The sequence below is a fragment of the Winslowiella iniecta genome, from assembly GCF_001267535.1.
Lineage (GTDB): Bacteria > Pseudomonadota > Gammaproteobacteria > Enterobacterales > Enterobacteriaceae > Erwinia > Erwinia iniecta.
The window spans coordinates 50622-67011 of sequence record NZ_JRXE01000030.1 but is presented as its reverse complement, the minus strand read 5'-3'; the positions used below and the strand labels follow the sequence as shown (position 1 = coordinate 67011).

The following is a 16390-nucleotide window of genomic DNA, read 5'->3' as shown; positions in this document are numbered from 1 at the left end:
ACAACCGCGTTATGCTGTCGCCGGTGTTAAGCGGTGAAAAGCAATTTGCCGACACCGTGTTGCATGCGCCGCACTGGTACGCCGGGCAGGGCATCACGTTGCTGAGCGGCGAAGCGGTGCAGTCAGTCGATATTGTGCGCCGTGAACTGACCACCGACCGGCGCAGCTTAAGCTGGGACAAACTGGTGTTTGCCACCGGCTCCTCGCCGCTGATGCCAGCTATCAACGGTATCGGTCAGCCACATGTCAGCGGTTTTCGCACGTTGTGGGATGTGGAACAGATGCTGAGTGATGCTGGCCCGGTGGTGGTACTGGGTGGCGGACTGGTGGGAATTGAGGCGGCGGCGGCACTGCGTTTGCGCGGTCGCGATGTGGCGCTGATTCATCGTCATCACTGGCTGATGGATCGTCAGCTGGACCAACGGGCCGGAGAATTGCTGCGTGACTCGCTGCAACAGCGCGGTATTCGCTGTTATCTCGGCAGCGGTATCAGTGCGATAAGAAGTGACGCTGTCACCTTGATCGGCGGGCAGCAGCTGGATGCCCGGCGGGTGATTATCGCCACCGGTATCACACCGGAAACTGCCGTCGCACGGGCGGCGGGGCTTAACTGCCAGCGCGGCATTGTGGTCAACGGTCAGTTGCAAACCGCGCAGCCCGGCGTCTATGCGCTGGGTGAATGTTGCGAAATCAATAATGAAAGCTTTGGCCTGCTGGCTCCCTGTCTGGCACAGGCGGAAATCCTCGCACACCAGCTGGCAGGTGATCCGATACGTGACTTCTGCTCGCAGGATGTCGGCGTGCGGCTGAAAGTCACCGGCATTGACGTCTTCAGTGCTGGTGAGATTGGCGAACAGGGGCAGAACACCCTGACCAGTTTCGACCCGCTGAGTGCCGATTACCGTCGTTTGTTTCTGCGCGACGGCAAATTAAGCGGCGTGCTGCTGTATGGCGATATCAGCCAGTCAGCGACGCTGATAAAAAAATTACAACGCGGTGATGCGGTGACGTCCGCTGCACTGTTTGATGCTGAAGAGCCAATCTACAGGCAGCCGTTGGCTGCAGGGATCAATGTTATGAGCAAACCGGTATTAGTTGTTATTGGCCACGGTATGGTGGGTCATCATTTTCTTGAGCAGCTGGTGGAAAAGCAGTTGCATCAGCACTATCAGGTGGTGGTCTACGGTGAGGAGCGCCACGTCGCCTACGACCGCGTGCACCTGTCAGAATATTTTGCCGGCTGCACCCATGCCGATCTGTCGCTGGTGGCAGAAAACTTTTTTGCACGGTACGGCATCGAACTGCGCAGCCACAGTGAAGTGGTGGCGATTGATCGCCAGCGCAAATGCGTGCGTGATGCCAGCGGTCATGAAATGGCGTGGGACAAACTGGTGCTGGCCACCGGCTCCGCGCCCTTTATCCCACCGATTCCGGGCGGCAAATCCGCCAACTGCTTTGTCTATCGCACTCTCGACGACCTGGATGCTATCGCCGCACGTGCGCAGCAGTCCAGACGCGGCGTGGTAATTGGCGGCGGTTTATTAGGGCTGGAAGCGGCAAACGCGCTGAAACAGCTGGGGCTGGAAACGCATGTTGTCGAGTTCGCGCCGCGGCTGATGGCGGTGCAGCTGGATGACGGCGGTGCGCAGATGCTGCGGCGCAAAATTGAAGCGCTTGGCGTCACGGTTCATACGCAAAAAGAGACGCGCGAAATTACCGAACAGCCAGACGGCAGCATGATGCTGCACTTTGCTGACGGCGAACAGCTGGAAACGGATTTAGTGCTGTTTTCCGCTGGCATCCGTCCACGTGACCAGCTGGCACGCGATGCCGGTCTGACCCTCGGCCCACGCGGCGGTATCGATATTCACGATACCTGCATGACTTCGGACGCGGCGATTTATGCCATCGGCGAATGCGCACTGTGGAACGGTCAGATATTCGGTCTGGTCGCGCCGGGTTACCAGATGGCGCGCGTGCTGGCGGCGAATCTGGCCGGTGAAGCGGCGGCATTTACCGGCGCGGATATGAGCACCAAACTGAAATTACTCGGCGTGGAAGTGGCATCATTCGGTGATGCGCATGGCCGCACGCCGGGCAGTCAAAGTTATCACTGGACCAACGGTCCGCAGGAGATCTACAAAAAGATCGTGGTGTCATCGGACGGCAAAAAACTGCTGGGCGGTGTGCTGGTGGGCGACAGCAGCGAATACAGCACGTTGCTGCAAATGTTGCTGAATGATATGGCGTTGCCGGACGCGCCGGAGACGCTGATTCTGCCGCAAAGCGCCGGAGCGCCTGCGAAAGCGCTGGGGGTGGCGGCACTGCCGGATAGCGCGCAGATCTGCTCCTGTCACAACGTCAGTAAAAGCGATATCTGTGGTGCAGTCATCAACGGCGCGGGTGATATGGCCGCGGTGAAAAGCTGTACCAAAGCGGCGACCGGCTGCGGCGGCTGCTCAGCGCTGGTGAAACAGGTGATGGAATTCCAGCTGGCGAATCTTGGCGTCGAGGTGAAAAAAGATATTTGTGAGCATTTCGCCTGGTCGCGCCAGGAATTGCACCATCTGATCCGCGTTAATCAGATCAAGAGCTTCGGACAATTACTGGCGCAGCATGGTCGCGGTCACGGCTGCGAAGTGTGTAAACCGCTGGTGGGATCGCTGCTGGCTTCATGCTGGAACGAATATCTGCTGAAACCTGAGCATCTGCCGTTGCAGGATACCAACGACCGCTACTTCGCCAATATTCAGAAAGATGGCACTTACTCGGTGGTGCCGCGCGTACCGGCCGGAGAAATCACTGCGCAAGGGCTGATTGCCATCGGTCAGGTGGCTGCACGCTATAACCTCTACAGCAAAATTACCGGTGGTCAGCGTATCGACCTGTTTGGTGCACGGCTCGATCAACTGCCAGATATCTGGCAGGAACTGCTGGATGCCGGGTTTGAAACCGGTCACGCCTACGGCAAATCGCTGCGCACCGTAAAGTCCTGCGTCGGCTCGACCTGGTGTCGCTATGGCGTGCAGGACTCCACCGGCTTCGCCATCCAGCTGGAGAACCGTTACAAAGGGCTGCGCGCGCCGCATAAAATCAAAATGGCGGTGTCGGGTTGCACCCGCGAATGTGCTGAAGCGCAGAGCAAAGATATCGGTGTGATCGCCACGGATAAAGGCTGGAACCTGTATGTGTGCGGCAATGGCGGCATGAAACCGCGTCACGCCGATCTGTTTGCCAGCGATCTTGATGACCCGACTCTGCTGCGTTATGTCGACCGGTTGCTGATGTTCTATGTGCGCACCGCCGATCGGCTGCAACGTACCAGCGTGTGGATGGACAATATGGACGGTGGTCTCGACTATCTGCGGGCGGTGGTGATAGAAGACAGTCTGGGTATCGCCACCGAGCTGGAGCAGGAGATGCAGCGGGTGGTTGAGGCCTATCAGTGTGAATGGCAGACCACGCTGGACAATCCGGATCGCCGGGCGTTGTTTCGCAGCACCATCAACAGTGACCAGCCCGATGAAACCGTGCGCTGGCAGCATCAGCGCGGTCAGATTTATCCGTCGACCGAGGCTGCGACTCCGCGGGTGCAGCTGCCGACAGAGCAATGGACCCGGCTCTGTCAGCTGGAAGAGATTCCACCGATGGCCGGAATGGGGGCGCGCCTCGGCAGCGTGCGCATCGCGCTGTTCCGCTTCGGCGAGCAGGTGTATGCGCTGGATGATATCGAACCGGGCACCCACGCCAGCGTAATTTCACGCGGGTTACTGGGGGATGCGGGCGGCGAGGCGATAGTGATTTCACCGCTGTATAAACAGCGTTTTCGCCTGCGCGATGGTCAGAATCTGGAGCAGCCCGATCTGCAACTGCGCTGCTGGCCGGTGAAACTGGAAAACGGTGCGGTGCTGGTGGCCAATGCGCCGCTGAGGGTGGCATCGATGGCGGTTGCGGTGGCCTCATGAACAGCACCTGCCCGTATTGCGGCGTCGGCTGCGGCGTAAAAGTGATGCCAAAACCGTCAGGCGCGTATCAGGTTGCGGGTGACGCGCAGCACCCGTCCAGTCTGGGGCGGTTGTGTGTTAAGGGGGCGGCGCTGGGCGAAACGCTCGGCCATCAGGGGCGTTTGCTCCATCCGCAGGTAAACGGGCAGCGCGTCAGCTGGGACGAAGCATTGCAGCAGGTGGCCAGCGATCTGCAACAGATCATTAATAAGCATGGTGCGCAGGCGGTGGCATTTTACGCTTCCGGTCAGCTGCTGACCGAGGATTACTATGCCGCCAACAAGCTGATGAAGGGCTTTATTGGCGTCGGCAATATCGATACCAACTCGCGACTCTGTATGGCCTCGGCGGTGGTGGGCTATAAACGCGCGTTTGGTGCCGATGCGATGCCGTGTTGCTATGACGACTTTGCCCACTGCGGTCTGGTGATTCTGGTCGGATCTAACGCCGCCTGGGCGCATCCGGTGGCTTATCAGCGGCTGGTTCAGGCAAAAAAACAGCGGCCTGACATGCAGGTGGTAGTGATCGATCCGCGTCGCACCGCCACCTGCGATCTCGCCGATCTGCACCTGCCGCTGCGACCAGGCAGCGATGCCGCACTGTTTAATGGCTTGCTGCACTGGCTGTCGCAGCACCAGGCGATTGACCACAGTATGCTGCCGCAGCTCGACGGCGTTGAAGCGGCGCTGGCGGCGGCGCAGCCCTGGTCCAGTCAGGCAGTGGCCGATTTTTGCCAGCTGGAAAGGGCGCAAGTCGAGGATTTTTATCAGCGGGTGGTCGCCAGCGACACCTTGCTGACGCTGTATTGCATGGGAATAAACCAGTCGAGCAGCGGCAGCGATAAATGCAATGCGATAATTAATGTGCATCTGCTGAGCGGCAAAATTGGCCGCGCCGGGTGCGGGCCTTTTTCGCTGACCGGACAGCCGAATGCCATGGGCGGTCGCGAAGTGGGCGGGCTGGCGAATCAGCTGGCGGCGCATATGGACTTCACGCCGGAGAATATCGATCGCATGCAGCGTTTCTGGCACAGCGAGCAGGTGGCGCGTCAGCCAGGGCTGAAGGCGGTAGAACTGTTTCAGGCCATTGAGCGTGGTGACGTTAAGGCGGTATGGATTATGGGTACCAATCCAGCGGTATCCTTACCGGACGGGCATCGGGTGGTGGCGGCGCTGGCACGCTGCGAGAAGGTGATTGTGTCAGAGGTCAGCCAGCACACCGATACCACCGCGTATGCCGATATTTTGCTGCCGGCGCAGGGCTGGGGTGAAAAAAACGGCACGGTGACCAACTCCGAACGGCGTATTTCGCGCCAGCGCAGCTTCGTCGCGGCGGCGGGCGAGGCGCAACCCGACTGGTGGATCATTGCCGAAGTGGCGAAGCGTATGGGCTTTGCCGCCGCGTTTAACTGGCAACATCCGGCGGAGATCTTCCGCGAACATGCGGCGCTGTCCGGGTTTGAAAATCAGGGTCGGCGAGCGTTTGATATCAGCGGCCTGGCGCAGCTGACAAATGCGCAGTGGGATGCGCTGCAACCGCTGCAATGGCCGGTCAACGCGCAGTACCCGCAAGGATGCGCGCGACTGTTCAGCGAGCGGAAATTTTTCCATGCCAACGGTAAAGCACGCCTGCTGGCCATCACTCCGCGTTTACCGGTGGCGCAAGTCAGTGCTGGCTGGCCGTTAATGATGAATACCGGCCGTATCCGCGATCAGTGGCACACCATGACGCGTACCGGAAGTGTGCCGCGCCTGATGCAGCATCTTAGCGAGCCATTTGTGGAAATTCATCCGCAGGATGCGCAGCAGCATCAGATTGGCGAAGGAGATTTAGTCCGGGTGCAGTCGGCCAGCGGCTGGCTGGTGGTCCGTGCCCAGCTGTCAGCCGGGCAACAGCGCGGCACCGTTTTTGTTCCGATGCACTGGACGCGCCAGTTCGCCGCGCAGGCTAATGCCGATATGCTGGTGGCGCCGCATCTCTGCCCGGAATCAGGCCAGCCGGAAAGTAAGCAAACGCCGGTGCGCCTGCGCCGCTGGCATTGCGACTGGCAGGGGGAGCTATTTATTTGTGACAGTGTCACTAAAATCCGCGCAGGCTGGTGGGCGCGCATTCCATATCCCGCCGCCACACGCTACACGCTGGCTGCTGACGGCGACCCGCAACAGTGGCTGGCGCAACAGTTTGACCTGAGCACGCTGACATTACAGTTTGCCGCAGGGCAAGGGATGTTCCGGCGAGTGCTCGGCTGGCAGGCAGACAAACTGGTGCTGGCGTTTTATGCCGATGGCATGCGCCCGGTGCTGGATGATGCATTTATCGCTGCGGCCTTTAGCCAGCCGGTGCAGACGGCGCAGCAGCGTCATGCACTGCTGGCCGGGCGCGCGGCGCAAGCTGACGCGAAAGGCCGAACGGTGTGCAGCTGTTTTGGCGTCGGTGAACAGCAAATTATTGCTGCCATCACCAGCGGTTGTCCCACACCCGAGGCGCTGGGTAAAAAATTACAGTGCGGCACCCACTGCGGTTCCTGCATTCCCGAATTAAAACAGTTAATTACCCGAGCTGAGATCGCTCAGCCGGGTGAGTGAGGATGCTAATGACTTACTCTGTTTCTTCTCTGGATAAGTTACTGAGCGGCAGTTTTACCGGCGGCGAGCCGGGCGCGGTGTGGCTGGTGGGCGCAGGTCCTGGCGATGCCGGGCTGTTAACAGTTAAGGCGCTGCGATTAATTGAAAACGCCGAGGTGGTGGTTTATGACCGGCTGGTCAGCGCGGAGATTCTGGCGCTGGCACCGGCAACAGCGCTGTGCATTGATGTCGGTAAAACCCCCGGTTTTCACGGGATGAAGCAGGCGCAGATCAACCAGCTGCTGGTCGATCTCGCCGCTACCGGTCGTCAGGTGATCCGTCTGAAAGGCGGCGATCCGTTTATTTTTGGTCGTGGCGGTGAGGAGATGAGCTGGGTGCAACAAGCCGGAATTGCCTGTCATATCGTGCCGGGTATTACCGCCGCCACCGGTTGTGCGGCGGCGACCGGCATTCCGCTGACCCACCGCGATATGGCGCAGTCGGTACGTTTTATTACCGGCCACGGGCGCGACGGTAAGCCGCAGCTGGACTGGCAAAGTTTGCAGGATGAGCGTCAGACGCTGGTGTTTTATATGGGGCTGACCTGGTGTCAGGCGCTAAGCGATCGGTTAGTCGGGCACGGACGCGATGCCGCCACGCCGGTAGCGATTGTTGAGCGCGGCACCCGACGCGATCAGCGGGTAATGATTACCACTCTTCAGCAGCTGGCAGCGTGCGTTGCGCAGCAGCAACTGCAATCACCGAGCCTGCTGATTGTTGGTGAGGTGGTGAAGATGTATCGTCAGGCCTTACCCCAGGGGAGCCAGGAACGGCTAATGCCGGTCACTTAAGCATTTCTGGCAACCTTTTCTCGAAGGGGCTGCGTTCTCGCCGCCCGTGCCGAGGGTTAGCACCCCGCATGCCATCAGGACGGGAGCCGAAATCGACTCCCCCGGGGTAGTGCAGAAATTTCGTTGATTGTTCTTTAATCAGTCGGCCACCAGCACTTTCACGCCCAGCGCTTCAAAGGCTTTAACGGATGCCGCGGAAATGCCGCTGTCGGTAATCAGATAGTGAATATCGCTCCAGTCGCAGGGCAGCGCAAACATCGACACTTTATCAATCTTGCTGGAGTCGGCGACCACATACACGGTGTTCGCGGATTTCATCATCGCGCTTTTCACTTTGATATCGGTTTCGCTGGGAAAACTTAACCCGAGGCGCGGTGAGATACAGGCGGTGGCAAGAAACAGCTTCTCGGCCAGCACATTTTCGAAAAAGCTGGCGGCTTTTTCGCCAGAGGTGGAGAGCGTCGGGAATTTAAAGGTGCCGCCGGTCAGTAAGATATTGATGCCAGGCTCGCCGCCAAGCTTTAGCGCAATATTGACTGCGGTAGTGATAACCGACAGCTTTCGAATATGGTTCATATGATTGGCGATAGCGGTGGTGGTAGTACCGGAATCGAAAATCACCGTATCACCATTATCAATATGCTTCGCCGCCAGACGGCCAATAGCATCTTTCTGCACCAGATGAGTTTGCCGTTCCAGCAGCAGTGCGCCGGTATTTTGCTTACCGGTCATCAGTGTGGCACCGCCATGATAGCGCTGCACATATCCCTCTTTCTGCAACATGCGCAGATCGGTACGAATGGTCGCCTCGGTTAAGCCAAAAGCCTCAGTCAGCATTTTAACCGTAACGGTGCCATCCTCGCGGATCATTTCGAGGATTTTATCGCGGCGTTGCTGCATATCCGCCAACTGTTCACTTTTGCTTTTCAATCGAAACACTCCCTTTTCCAGATAGTCGCGGTCAGGCACTGCTCAACCTCAGACACGGCAATAAATATTAACGCCGTCGGTTATTGAAAGCGAGAAAATAGCAGCAAACAATGACTTTCGTTCGAAAGTTAATCTTAAGTGACGCAATTGATTTACCACAGGTTTCCTGCCATTTTGTCCATATAGTCCATTTTCGCTTTCCGTGCATTACCAATAAATCAGTTACTTAGCTAAGCAGTTAGTTTTTGTTTGAATTTTGATCCGTGCCACAATAAGCCGTCAAACGATAGCGTATATTTTTATTCGAAAGTCATGGTCGGGGCGAATAATTAACGGTGTGGCAAACTTAAGCGCTTTATTTTGCTGAGAATTTCGCCGTGCTGAACTGAAATCACGCCGTTTCGTAAGGAGAGTCAGGCGATGAGTAGTGATTACGATGTGAATTTGCGATACGGCGTGGATACCCGTCTGGATTTGACCGGCAAAGTGGCGGTGGTGACCGGGGGATTAGGTGGTATCGCCATGGCCAGTAACCAGATGCTGCTGGAGAAGGGAGCCAGACTGGCGCTGCTCTATCCGGCGTTCGAACAGGAGAAAGTGGCGGGCATTGCGGCCCAGTTTGCGGCGGAAAACGTGCAGTTTGTTGCCTGCGATGTCACCGATGCGGGTTCGGTGGAAGCCGCATTCAGCGAAGTTGAACAGCACTATGGCCATATCGATATTCTGGTTAACTGTGCCGGTTATGTGATGTTACAGCCGGTACTGGAGACGTCATTTGACGAGTGGCAAAAACAGATCGCCGTCAACCTTACCGGCCCGTTCCTTTGTTCGCAAGCCGCGGCAAAACGCATGATTCAGGCTGGAAAAGGCGGAAAGATTATCAATATTGCCTCCCAGGCCGCCTCAATTGCTATCGATAACCATGTGGCCTACACCTCGGCGAAAGCCGGGCTGCTCGGCATGACCAAAGTGATGGCCAAAGAGTTTGCGCCTCACAAAATCAATGTAAACACCCTGTCGCCCACCGTAGTGCTGACGCCGATGGGCGAAAAAGCCTGGCGCGGCGAAAAAGGGGAAGCGATGAAAAAATTGATTCCGCTGGGCCGGTTTGCCTATACGGATGAGATAGCCGCAGCGGTGCTGTTTTTTGCCAGCAACGGCAGCGACATGATTACCGGCGCCGATCTGATGATCGATGGCGGTTTTACGATTTGGTAAATCTTTGTCCTCACCAGGGAAACCCTCTGTAGCTGTACATAACAACGCACTCTGACCATAACAATATTGCGAGAACATCATTATGAAAAAGCGTTTACTGTTGTTAGCCGTAGCCACCGCCTGCAGCTTCTCTCAGGCTGCATTTGCCGCCGAGAAGGGCACCATCATGATCCTGGTTAACTCTCTGGATAACCCTTATTACGCCTCCGAAGCCAAAGGTGCCAGCCTGAAAGCGCAAGAGCTGGGATACAAAACCTCGGTGCTTTCTCACGGCGAAGATGTGAAGAAGCAGAGTGAACTGATTGATGCCGCCATCGGTAAGAAAGTGCAGGGCATTGTGCTGGATAACGCCGACTCCACCGCCAGCGTCGCGGCGATCAAAAAAGCCAAAGCCGCCGGTATTCCGGTGGTGCTGATTAACCGCGAAATTCCGGTGGATGATGTGGCGCTGGTGCAGATCACCCACAACAACTTCCAGGCCGGTTCCGACGTCGCCAATGTGTTTGTCGAGAAAATGGGAGAGAAAGGCAGTTATGCCGAGCTGACCTGTAACCTTGCCGATAATAACTGCGTGACGCGCTCGAAATCCTTCCATCAGGTTCTCGATCAATATTCTGAGATGAAAAGCGTCGCCAGACAGGATGCCAAAGGCACGCTGATAGACGGTAAGCGCATTATGGACAGTATTCTGCAAGCGCACCCGGATGTGAAAGGGGTGATCTGTGGTAACGGTCCGGTAGCGCTGGGAGCCATTGCCGCGCTGAAAGCCGCCGGACGCAATGATGTGATTGTGGTCGGCATTGACGGCAGTAACGATGAGCGTGATGCGGTGAAAGCCGGCACCCTGAAATCCACGGTTATGCTCCAGGCGCAGGCGATTGCCGCTCAGGGCGTCACTGACCTCGATAACTTTATCCAGAAAGGCATCAAACCGGAGAAACAACGCGTGATGTTTCGCGGCATCCTGATCGATCAGGACAATGCCAGTAAGGTTCAGGACTTTAACTTTAAGTCTTAAGGTTGTGCTGTCGCGCCCGCGCTGCGGGCGCAGAGGAGAGAACGATGTCCGGACGTGTCTGGCTGGCGATTGCCGCACTGGCTCTGGGGGGCTGCCGTATCGTGTCCCAGCAGGAGCTGGCCGATTTGAAAAATCCGCCCAACCCCAAAATGGCGAATATTGCCCAACTGTATCAGCAGAAAATTGCGCCACAGATTATCAGTGAAGCGAAACCCGTTGAACAACTGATGAAAAGCCTGGCGGCGGCGAAAGATTTTGACCGGGCCTGTCAGCAATTTGGTTACCGCGCCCAGGCGGAAAACCCCTGCATCTTCGCGGTGCGGGTGACGGGGCAGGTGGAGAGTGTCAATAACAGCTCGCGCAGTGGAAAAATGACGGTCAAAGACAGCAGTGGTGCCAGCGTGCCGGTGCAGATTGGGCCGGTAATTCGCGGTACCGCGTTGCGCGATGCTTACAGAGGTGCCAGCTATCAGGATTTCAACGACCAGGCGCTGTTTGGTGACTTTGGGCGGGGTATTAACAATCAGGCCGTTGAGCAACTGAAAGGGTTGCAACCGAAAGTGGGCGATAAGGTTGAGGTTGCTGGCGTCTTTAGCAGCTGGGACATACCGCAAACCGTGCCGGATATCACGCCCGCGCGCGTGACGCGCCAGTAAGGAGTCAGCTATGTCACAGAGGCAAACCGCAGAATCCGGGAGCCGCAGCGAACCGTCCGGGGTGATTATTGAGACGCGCAATGTGTCGCGCGTGTATCCCGGCGTGACCGCGCTCGATCAGGTCAATTACTGCGTCTATCGCAACAAAGTTAATGTGCTGATTGGTGAGAACGGTGCCGGTAAATCCACCATGATGAAGCTGCTGGCGGGCGTGGAAACGCCCTCATCCGGTCAGATTTTACTGGATGGCGTCCCGGTTAACCTTGGTTCAACCCAGCAGGCGGAAAAGCACGGCATCAGTATTATCTTTCAGGAACTGAACCTGTTCCCGAATATGAATGTGATGGACAACATTTTTATCGGCAATGAGTTTTTCCAGCGCGGCCGTATCAATGAGAAGTATCAGTACCAGCTGGCAAAGGCGCTACTGGAACGGCTGGAGCTGGATGTCGATCCTTACGCTTCGCTGGGTGAACTGGGTATCGGCCATCAGCAACTGGTGGAAATTGCCCGTGCGCTGTCAAAAGACACCCGGGTGCTGATTATGGATGAACCCACCTCGGCACTCAGTCAGTCGGAAGTGAAGGTACTGTTTAACGTGATTGCCGCGCTGAAGCGGCGTGGCGTGACCATCATTTATATTTCCCACCGGCTGGAAGAGCTGATGGAAATCGGCGATCACATCACTATTTTCCGCGACGGGCGCTTTATCAGCGAGCGCGAAGTACGCGACGCCAGCGTGCCGTGGATTATCGAACAAATGGTCGGGGATAAGAAAAAACACTTTGATTATCATCCGGCCCCACAGGGCGAGACGGTGCTGAGCGTCGAAGGGCTGACCGCGCTGCATCAGAACGGCGGTTACAAGCTTAACGACGTCTCTTTTAACCTGCGTAAAGGAGAAGTGGTCGGGATTTACGGCTTGCTGGGCGCCGGACGTACCGAACTGTTTAAGGGCATGATCGGCCTGATGAGCTGCCAGAGCGGTACTGTCACGTTAAAGGGTCAGTCGCTGGCGAAAGCTAATTTTCAGCAGCGGCTGAAAAAAGGCCTCGCGCTGGTGCCAGAAGATCGACAGGGCGAAGGCGTGGTGCAACTGATGTCGATCAAAACCAATATGACCCTTTCCGATCTCAGCCTGCGCGCTTTTCATCGCGCACTGGCACTGCTGCGGCCGCAAAAAGAGGATAGTCGGGTCAACGATATGATTCAGCGGCTGGCGATTAAGGTCAGCGATCCTGAATTGCCGATCACGTCACTGAGCGGCGGCAACCAGCAAAAAGTGGTGCTGGGAAAAGCGTTGATGACCGGGCCGGAGGTGGTGCTGCTCGATGAGCCGACACGCGGTATCGATGTTGGCGCGAAAACCGATGTTTATCACCTGATTGGCAGTATGGCGCATCAGGGGCTGGCGGTGATGTTCTCTTCCTCGGAGCTGGAGGAAGTGATGGCGCTGGCCGACCGTATTTTAGTGATGGCCGATGGCCGCATTACCGCCGATTTACCGCGTGCCGAAGCCACGCGCGAAATATTGATTGCCGCATCAACGCCACATGACTGAGCGGGCCTGAGGATAACACCATGAATCAAAAATATATGCTGTACATGTACTTACTTAAGGCTCGCACCTTTATCGCGCTGTTGATCGTCATTGGTTTCTTTAGCGTAATGGTGCCTAACTTTCTGACTACTTCTAACTTGCTGATTATGACCCAGCATGTGGCGATTACTGGTCTGCTGGCGATTGGTATGACGCTGGTGATTCTGACCGGCGGTATTGACCTGTCGGTCGGTGCCGTCGCCGGTATCTGCGGCATGGTGGCGGGCGCGTTGTTAACCAGCGGCATTCCGCTGTGGGGCGGTCAGGTGCTGTTCCTGAATGTCCCTGAAGTGATTCTGGTGGTGGCGATATTTGGCGTGGTGATTGGCCTGATTAACGGCACGGTGATTACCCGCCTCGGCGTCGCCCCCTTTATCTGTACGCTGGGGGTAATGTATGTGGCACGTGGTGCGGCGCTGCTGTTTAACGATGGCAGTACCTACGCCAATCTGGTGGGAATGGATCAACTGGGTAATACCGGTTTTGCCACGCTCGGCTCCGGCACGCTGTTGGGCGTCTATATCCCAATCTGGCTGATGCTCGGTTTTCTGTTGCTGGGGCTGTACCTGACGCGCAAAACGCCGTTAGGTCGCTATATCTACGCTACCGGTGGCAATGAGTCGGCGGCACGCCTCGCCGGGGTGCCGATTATTAAAGTGAAAGTGTTTGTTTACGGTTTTTCCGGGCTGTGCGCGGCGCTGGTCGGGCTGGTGGTGGCATCGCAACTGCAAACCGCCCACCCGATGACCGGCAATATGTTCGAGATGGACGCTATCGGCGCGACGGTTCTGGGCGGCACTGCGCTGGCTGGCGGACGTGGACGCGTGTCCGGTTCGATTATTGGTGCCTTTGTGATCGTGTTCCTCGCTGACGGCATGGTGATGATGGGCGTCAGTGACTTCTGGCAAATGGTGATTAAAGGTCTGGTGATTGTCACCGCCGTGGTTATCGATCAGTTCCAGCAACGCTTACAAAGCAAGGTGGTGTTAATGCGTCGCCATGAAAAAAAGCAGACAGCCGCGCCCCTCTCTGAAGTCAGCCATAGCTGATACGGGCAACAGATATCAATAACGGGAGCAGACTATGAAGCGTGATTTTAGCGGCAAAACAGTGGTGGTGACCGGTGCCTGTCGCGGCATTGGTGCCGGGATCGCCGAACGTTTTGCCCAGGACGGTGCCAGGCTGGTGATGGTATCCAATGCGGAGCGGGTATTTGAAACGGCCGACAAGCTGCAACAGCAGTACGGCGTTGAGGTGCTGGCGCTGCAGGTGGATGTCACCGATGAAGCGCAGGTGCAGGCGTTGTATCAGCAGGCGGCGGAAAAATTTGGCAGCATTGATGTGTCGATTCAGAACGCCGGGGTGATCACCATCGACACCTTTGACCAGATGCCGAAAGCGGATTTCGACAAAATTCTCGCGGTGAATACCACCGGCGTCTGGCTTTGCTGTCGTGAAGCCGCGAAATATATGGTGAAGCAACAGAGCGGCAGCCTGATCAATACCTCATCAGGCCAGGGCCGTCAGGGTTTCATCTATACCCCGCACTATGCCGCCAGCAAGATGGGCGTGATTGGCATTACCCAGAGTCTGGCTCAGGAGCTGGCTCCGTGGAAGATTACCGTCAATGCTTTTTGTCCGGGCATTATTGAAAGCGAAATGTGGGACTATAACGACCGTGTCTGGGGCGAAATTTTGAGTAACGAGAAAAAACGCTACGGCAAAGGCGAGCTGATGGCAGAGTGGGTGGAAGGCATTCCACTGAAGCGCGCCGGGCAACCGCAGGATGTTGCCGGGCTGGTGGCGTTTCTCGCCTCTGAGGATGCGCGCTATATCACCGGGCAAACCATCAATGTCGATGGCGGTTTGATTATGTCGTAATCATCGGTGGGGCGGTGTTCTCGCCGCCCCATTTAACGCGGTGAATTTTCGATATGATCGAGACAGTATGTTAAACTAAAGTCTACTTTTTTATGTCAACTCCGTGAGCGCCGTCATAAATCGGCCAGCGGCAAGACTAAACGGTAGATGTGATGTTGATACTGCAGTGCAAAAAATGGCTCTCCGTACTCCTGATGTTCTCCGGCATCGGCCTGTCCGTGTCTGAAGCCCGCGCGCTGCAAACCGACACGCAGGTCGCCGAATACCCTTTCGAGAATCCCTCGCGTTTCAGTGAGATGCAAAGCAGCCTGCCCGAACTGGGCAACGGCAGCGCCAGCGGTGACGCCTTCGCCACCCAATTAGCCACCGTCGCCAAAGATATTGGTCAGGCCAGCATGGACAGTACCACCGACGATCCGTTCCGCAAGCAGGCGGGCGAGTGGGCATTTAACCACTTCCGTGATGAGCTGGCAGAACGGGTTGTCGATCGGGGCCAGAGCCTGCTTTCACCGTATGGCACAGCCAACTTAGCGTTGCAGGTCGATATGGAAGGCAATTTTAACGGCAGTAGCGCGCAGTTGCTGACGCCCTGGCAGGATAAATACCAGTATTTAACCTTTACCCAGGTCGGCGTGACGGAAACCGATAACAGTACGGTTGGCAATGCCGGTTTAGGCCAGCGCTGGTTTGCCGGTAACTGGCTGCTGGGCTACAACGCTTTTGTCGATCGCCAGTTTGACAGCGGTTTACAGCGTGCGGGTGTTGGCACTGAGGCCTGGGGTGATTTCCTGCGGTTATCCGCTAACTACTACCATCCGCTCTCCGGCTGGCGCGACGACAGCAGCAGCTCACAAACGCGGCTGGCGCGGGGTTATGATATTACCACCCAGGGCTATCTGCCATTTTACCGCCAGCTCGGCGTGTCGCTGACTTATGAGCAGTATCTCGGCGATAACGTCGATCTGTTTAACAGCGGCAACCGTTATCGTAACCCGGTGGCAGTAAAAGTCGGCGTTAATTACACCCCGGTGCCGCTGCTGAGTTTCACCGCTTCGCATAAAGAGGGCGAGGGCGGTGAGTCGCAGGATCAGTTTGGCATGAAGGTGAATTATCGCCTTGGTGTGGCGCTGAGCAAGCAGCTGTCGGCCGATAACGTGGCCGAAGCGCGCTCCCTGCGCGGCAGCCGCTACGATACCGTCGAGCGCAATAATGCGCCGGTACTGGAGTTCCGTCAGCGTAAAACATTGTCGGTATTTCTCGCGACCCCGCCGTGGCAGGTGCAGCCTGGGGAAACGCTGCCGCTGAAACTGCAAATCCGCGCCGCCAACAGCATCAGTAAAGTCAGCTGGCAGGGCGATACCCAGGCGCTGAGCCTGACGCCACCGGCCAATAACAGTGATCCGCAAGGCTGGACGATTATTATGCCGCAGTGGGACAGTTCGCCGGATGCCCGCAATGAGTACCGGCTGTCGGTGACGCTGGAAGACAGCAAGCAGCAGCGCGTGACATCCAACTGGATCACCCTGAAACTGTCGCCGCCGATGGCATTGCAGGACAGCACGCCGGGAATTTATGACCTGATGGCGCGTTAGTGATTCATGCCGCCCGCTGGCAAATAAGCGCCGGAAACAACTGGCAATAAATTGTGATTAAAATCACAAAATAGTG

At 56.8% G+C, this 16390-nt stretch carries 11 protein-coding genes; 10 read left to right on the top strand and 1 reads right to left on the bottom strand.

The genetic code is table 11. The features are described 5' to 3' along the window. The 3 genes from nirB to cobA all read left to right on the top strand — a co-directional run. Positions 1-3965 (top strand): nitrite reductase large subunit NirB (nirB, locus tag NG42_RS18535; protein WP_072133753.1); only part of this gene is annotated, 3965 nt, incomplete at its 5' end. Next, positions 3962-6589 carry a nitrate reductase gene (locus tag NG42_RS18530; protein WP_052901960.1) on the top strand — a complete coding sequence of 876 codons (2628 nt, stop codon included), beginning with the start codon at positions 3962-3964 and terminating at the stop codon, positions 6587-6589. The genes nirB and NG42_RS18530, both read left to right, overlap by 4 nt. 8 nt (positions 6590-6597) lie before the next feature. Then, positions 6598-7419 carry a uroporphyrinogen-III C-methyltransferase gene (cobA, locus tag NG42_RS18525; protein WP_052901958.1) on the top strand — a complete coding sequence of 274 codons (822 nt, stop codon included), beginning with the start codon at positions 6598-6600 and terminating at the stop codon, positions 7417-7419. A gap of 138 nt (positions 7420-7557) precedes the next feature. On the opposite strand, the gene NG42_RS18520 is transcribed toward cobA, so the two are convergent. Then, positions 7558-8349 (bottom strand): DeoR/GlpR family DNA-binding transcription regulator, encoded by a 792-nt coding sequence (locus NG42_RS18520; RefSeq protein ID WP_052901972.1) that lies wholly within the window; start codon positions 8347-8349, stop codon positions 7558-7560. A gap of 420 nt (positions 8350-8769) precedes the next feature. Between NG42_RS18520 and NG42_RS18515 the strand changes: the two genes are divergently transcribed. From NG42_RS18515 to NG42_RS18485, 7 genes are all read left to right on the top strand, one after another. Beyond that, positions 8770-9567, top strand: a complete 798-nt coding sequence (locus tag NG42_RS18515; RefSeq protein ID WP_052901956.1) for a GolD/DthD family dehydrogenase — start codon at positions 8770-8772, stop codon at positions 9565-9567. Positions 9568-9649: 82 nt separating this feature from the next. Next, positions 9650-10585 carry a D-ribose ABC transporter substrate-binding protein gene (locus tag NG42_RS18510; protein ID WP_052901955.1) on the top strand — a complete coding sequence of 312 codons (936 nt, stop codon included), beginning with the start codon at positions 9650-9652 and terminating at the stop codon, positions 10583-10585. Positions 10586-10629: 44 nt separating this feature from the next. Then, the gene (locus tag NG42_RS18505; RefSeq protein ID WP_052901954.1) at positions 10630-11241 is read left to right on the top strand and encodes a DUF2291 family protein; all 612 of its coding nucleotides are present in this window, start codon (positions 10630-10632) and stop codon (positions 11239-11241) included. Between the two features lie 10 nt (positions 11242-11251). Beyond that, positions 11252-12802, top strand: coding sequence for a sugar ABC transporter ATP-binding protein (locus tag NG42_RS18500; RefSeq protein WP_053115607.1), 1551 nt, complete (start codon positions 11252-11254; stop codon positions 12800-12802). 20 nt (positions 12803-12822) lie between these two features. Next, entirely contained in the window at positions 12823-13890 is a 1068-nt protein-coding gene (locus tag NG42_RS18495) for an ABC transporter permease (RefSeq protein WP_052901952.1), read from the top strand. Between the two features lie 34 nt (positions 13891-13924). After that, the gene (locus NG42_RS18490) at positions 13925-14722 is read left to right on the top strand and encodes a glucose 1-dehydrogenase (protein ID WP_052901950.1); all 798 of its coding nucleotides are present in this window, start codon (positions 13925-13927) and stop codon (positions 14720-14722) included. 152 nt (positions 14723-14874) lie between these two features. Next, on the top strand, positions 14875-16314 hold the full coding sequence (locus tag NG42_RS18485) for a YchO/YchP family invasin (RefSeq protein ID WP_053116373.1): 1440 nt from the start codon (positions 14875-14877) through the stop codon (positions 16312-16314). Positions 16315-16390: the final 76 nt, after the last annotated feature.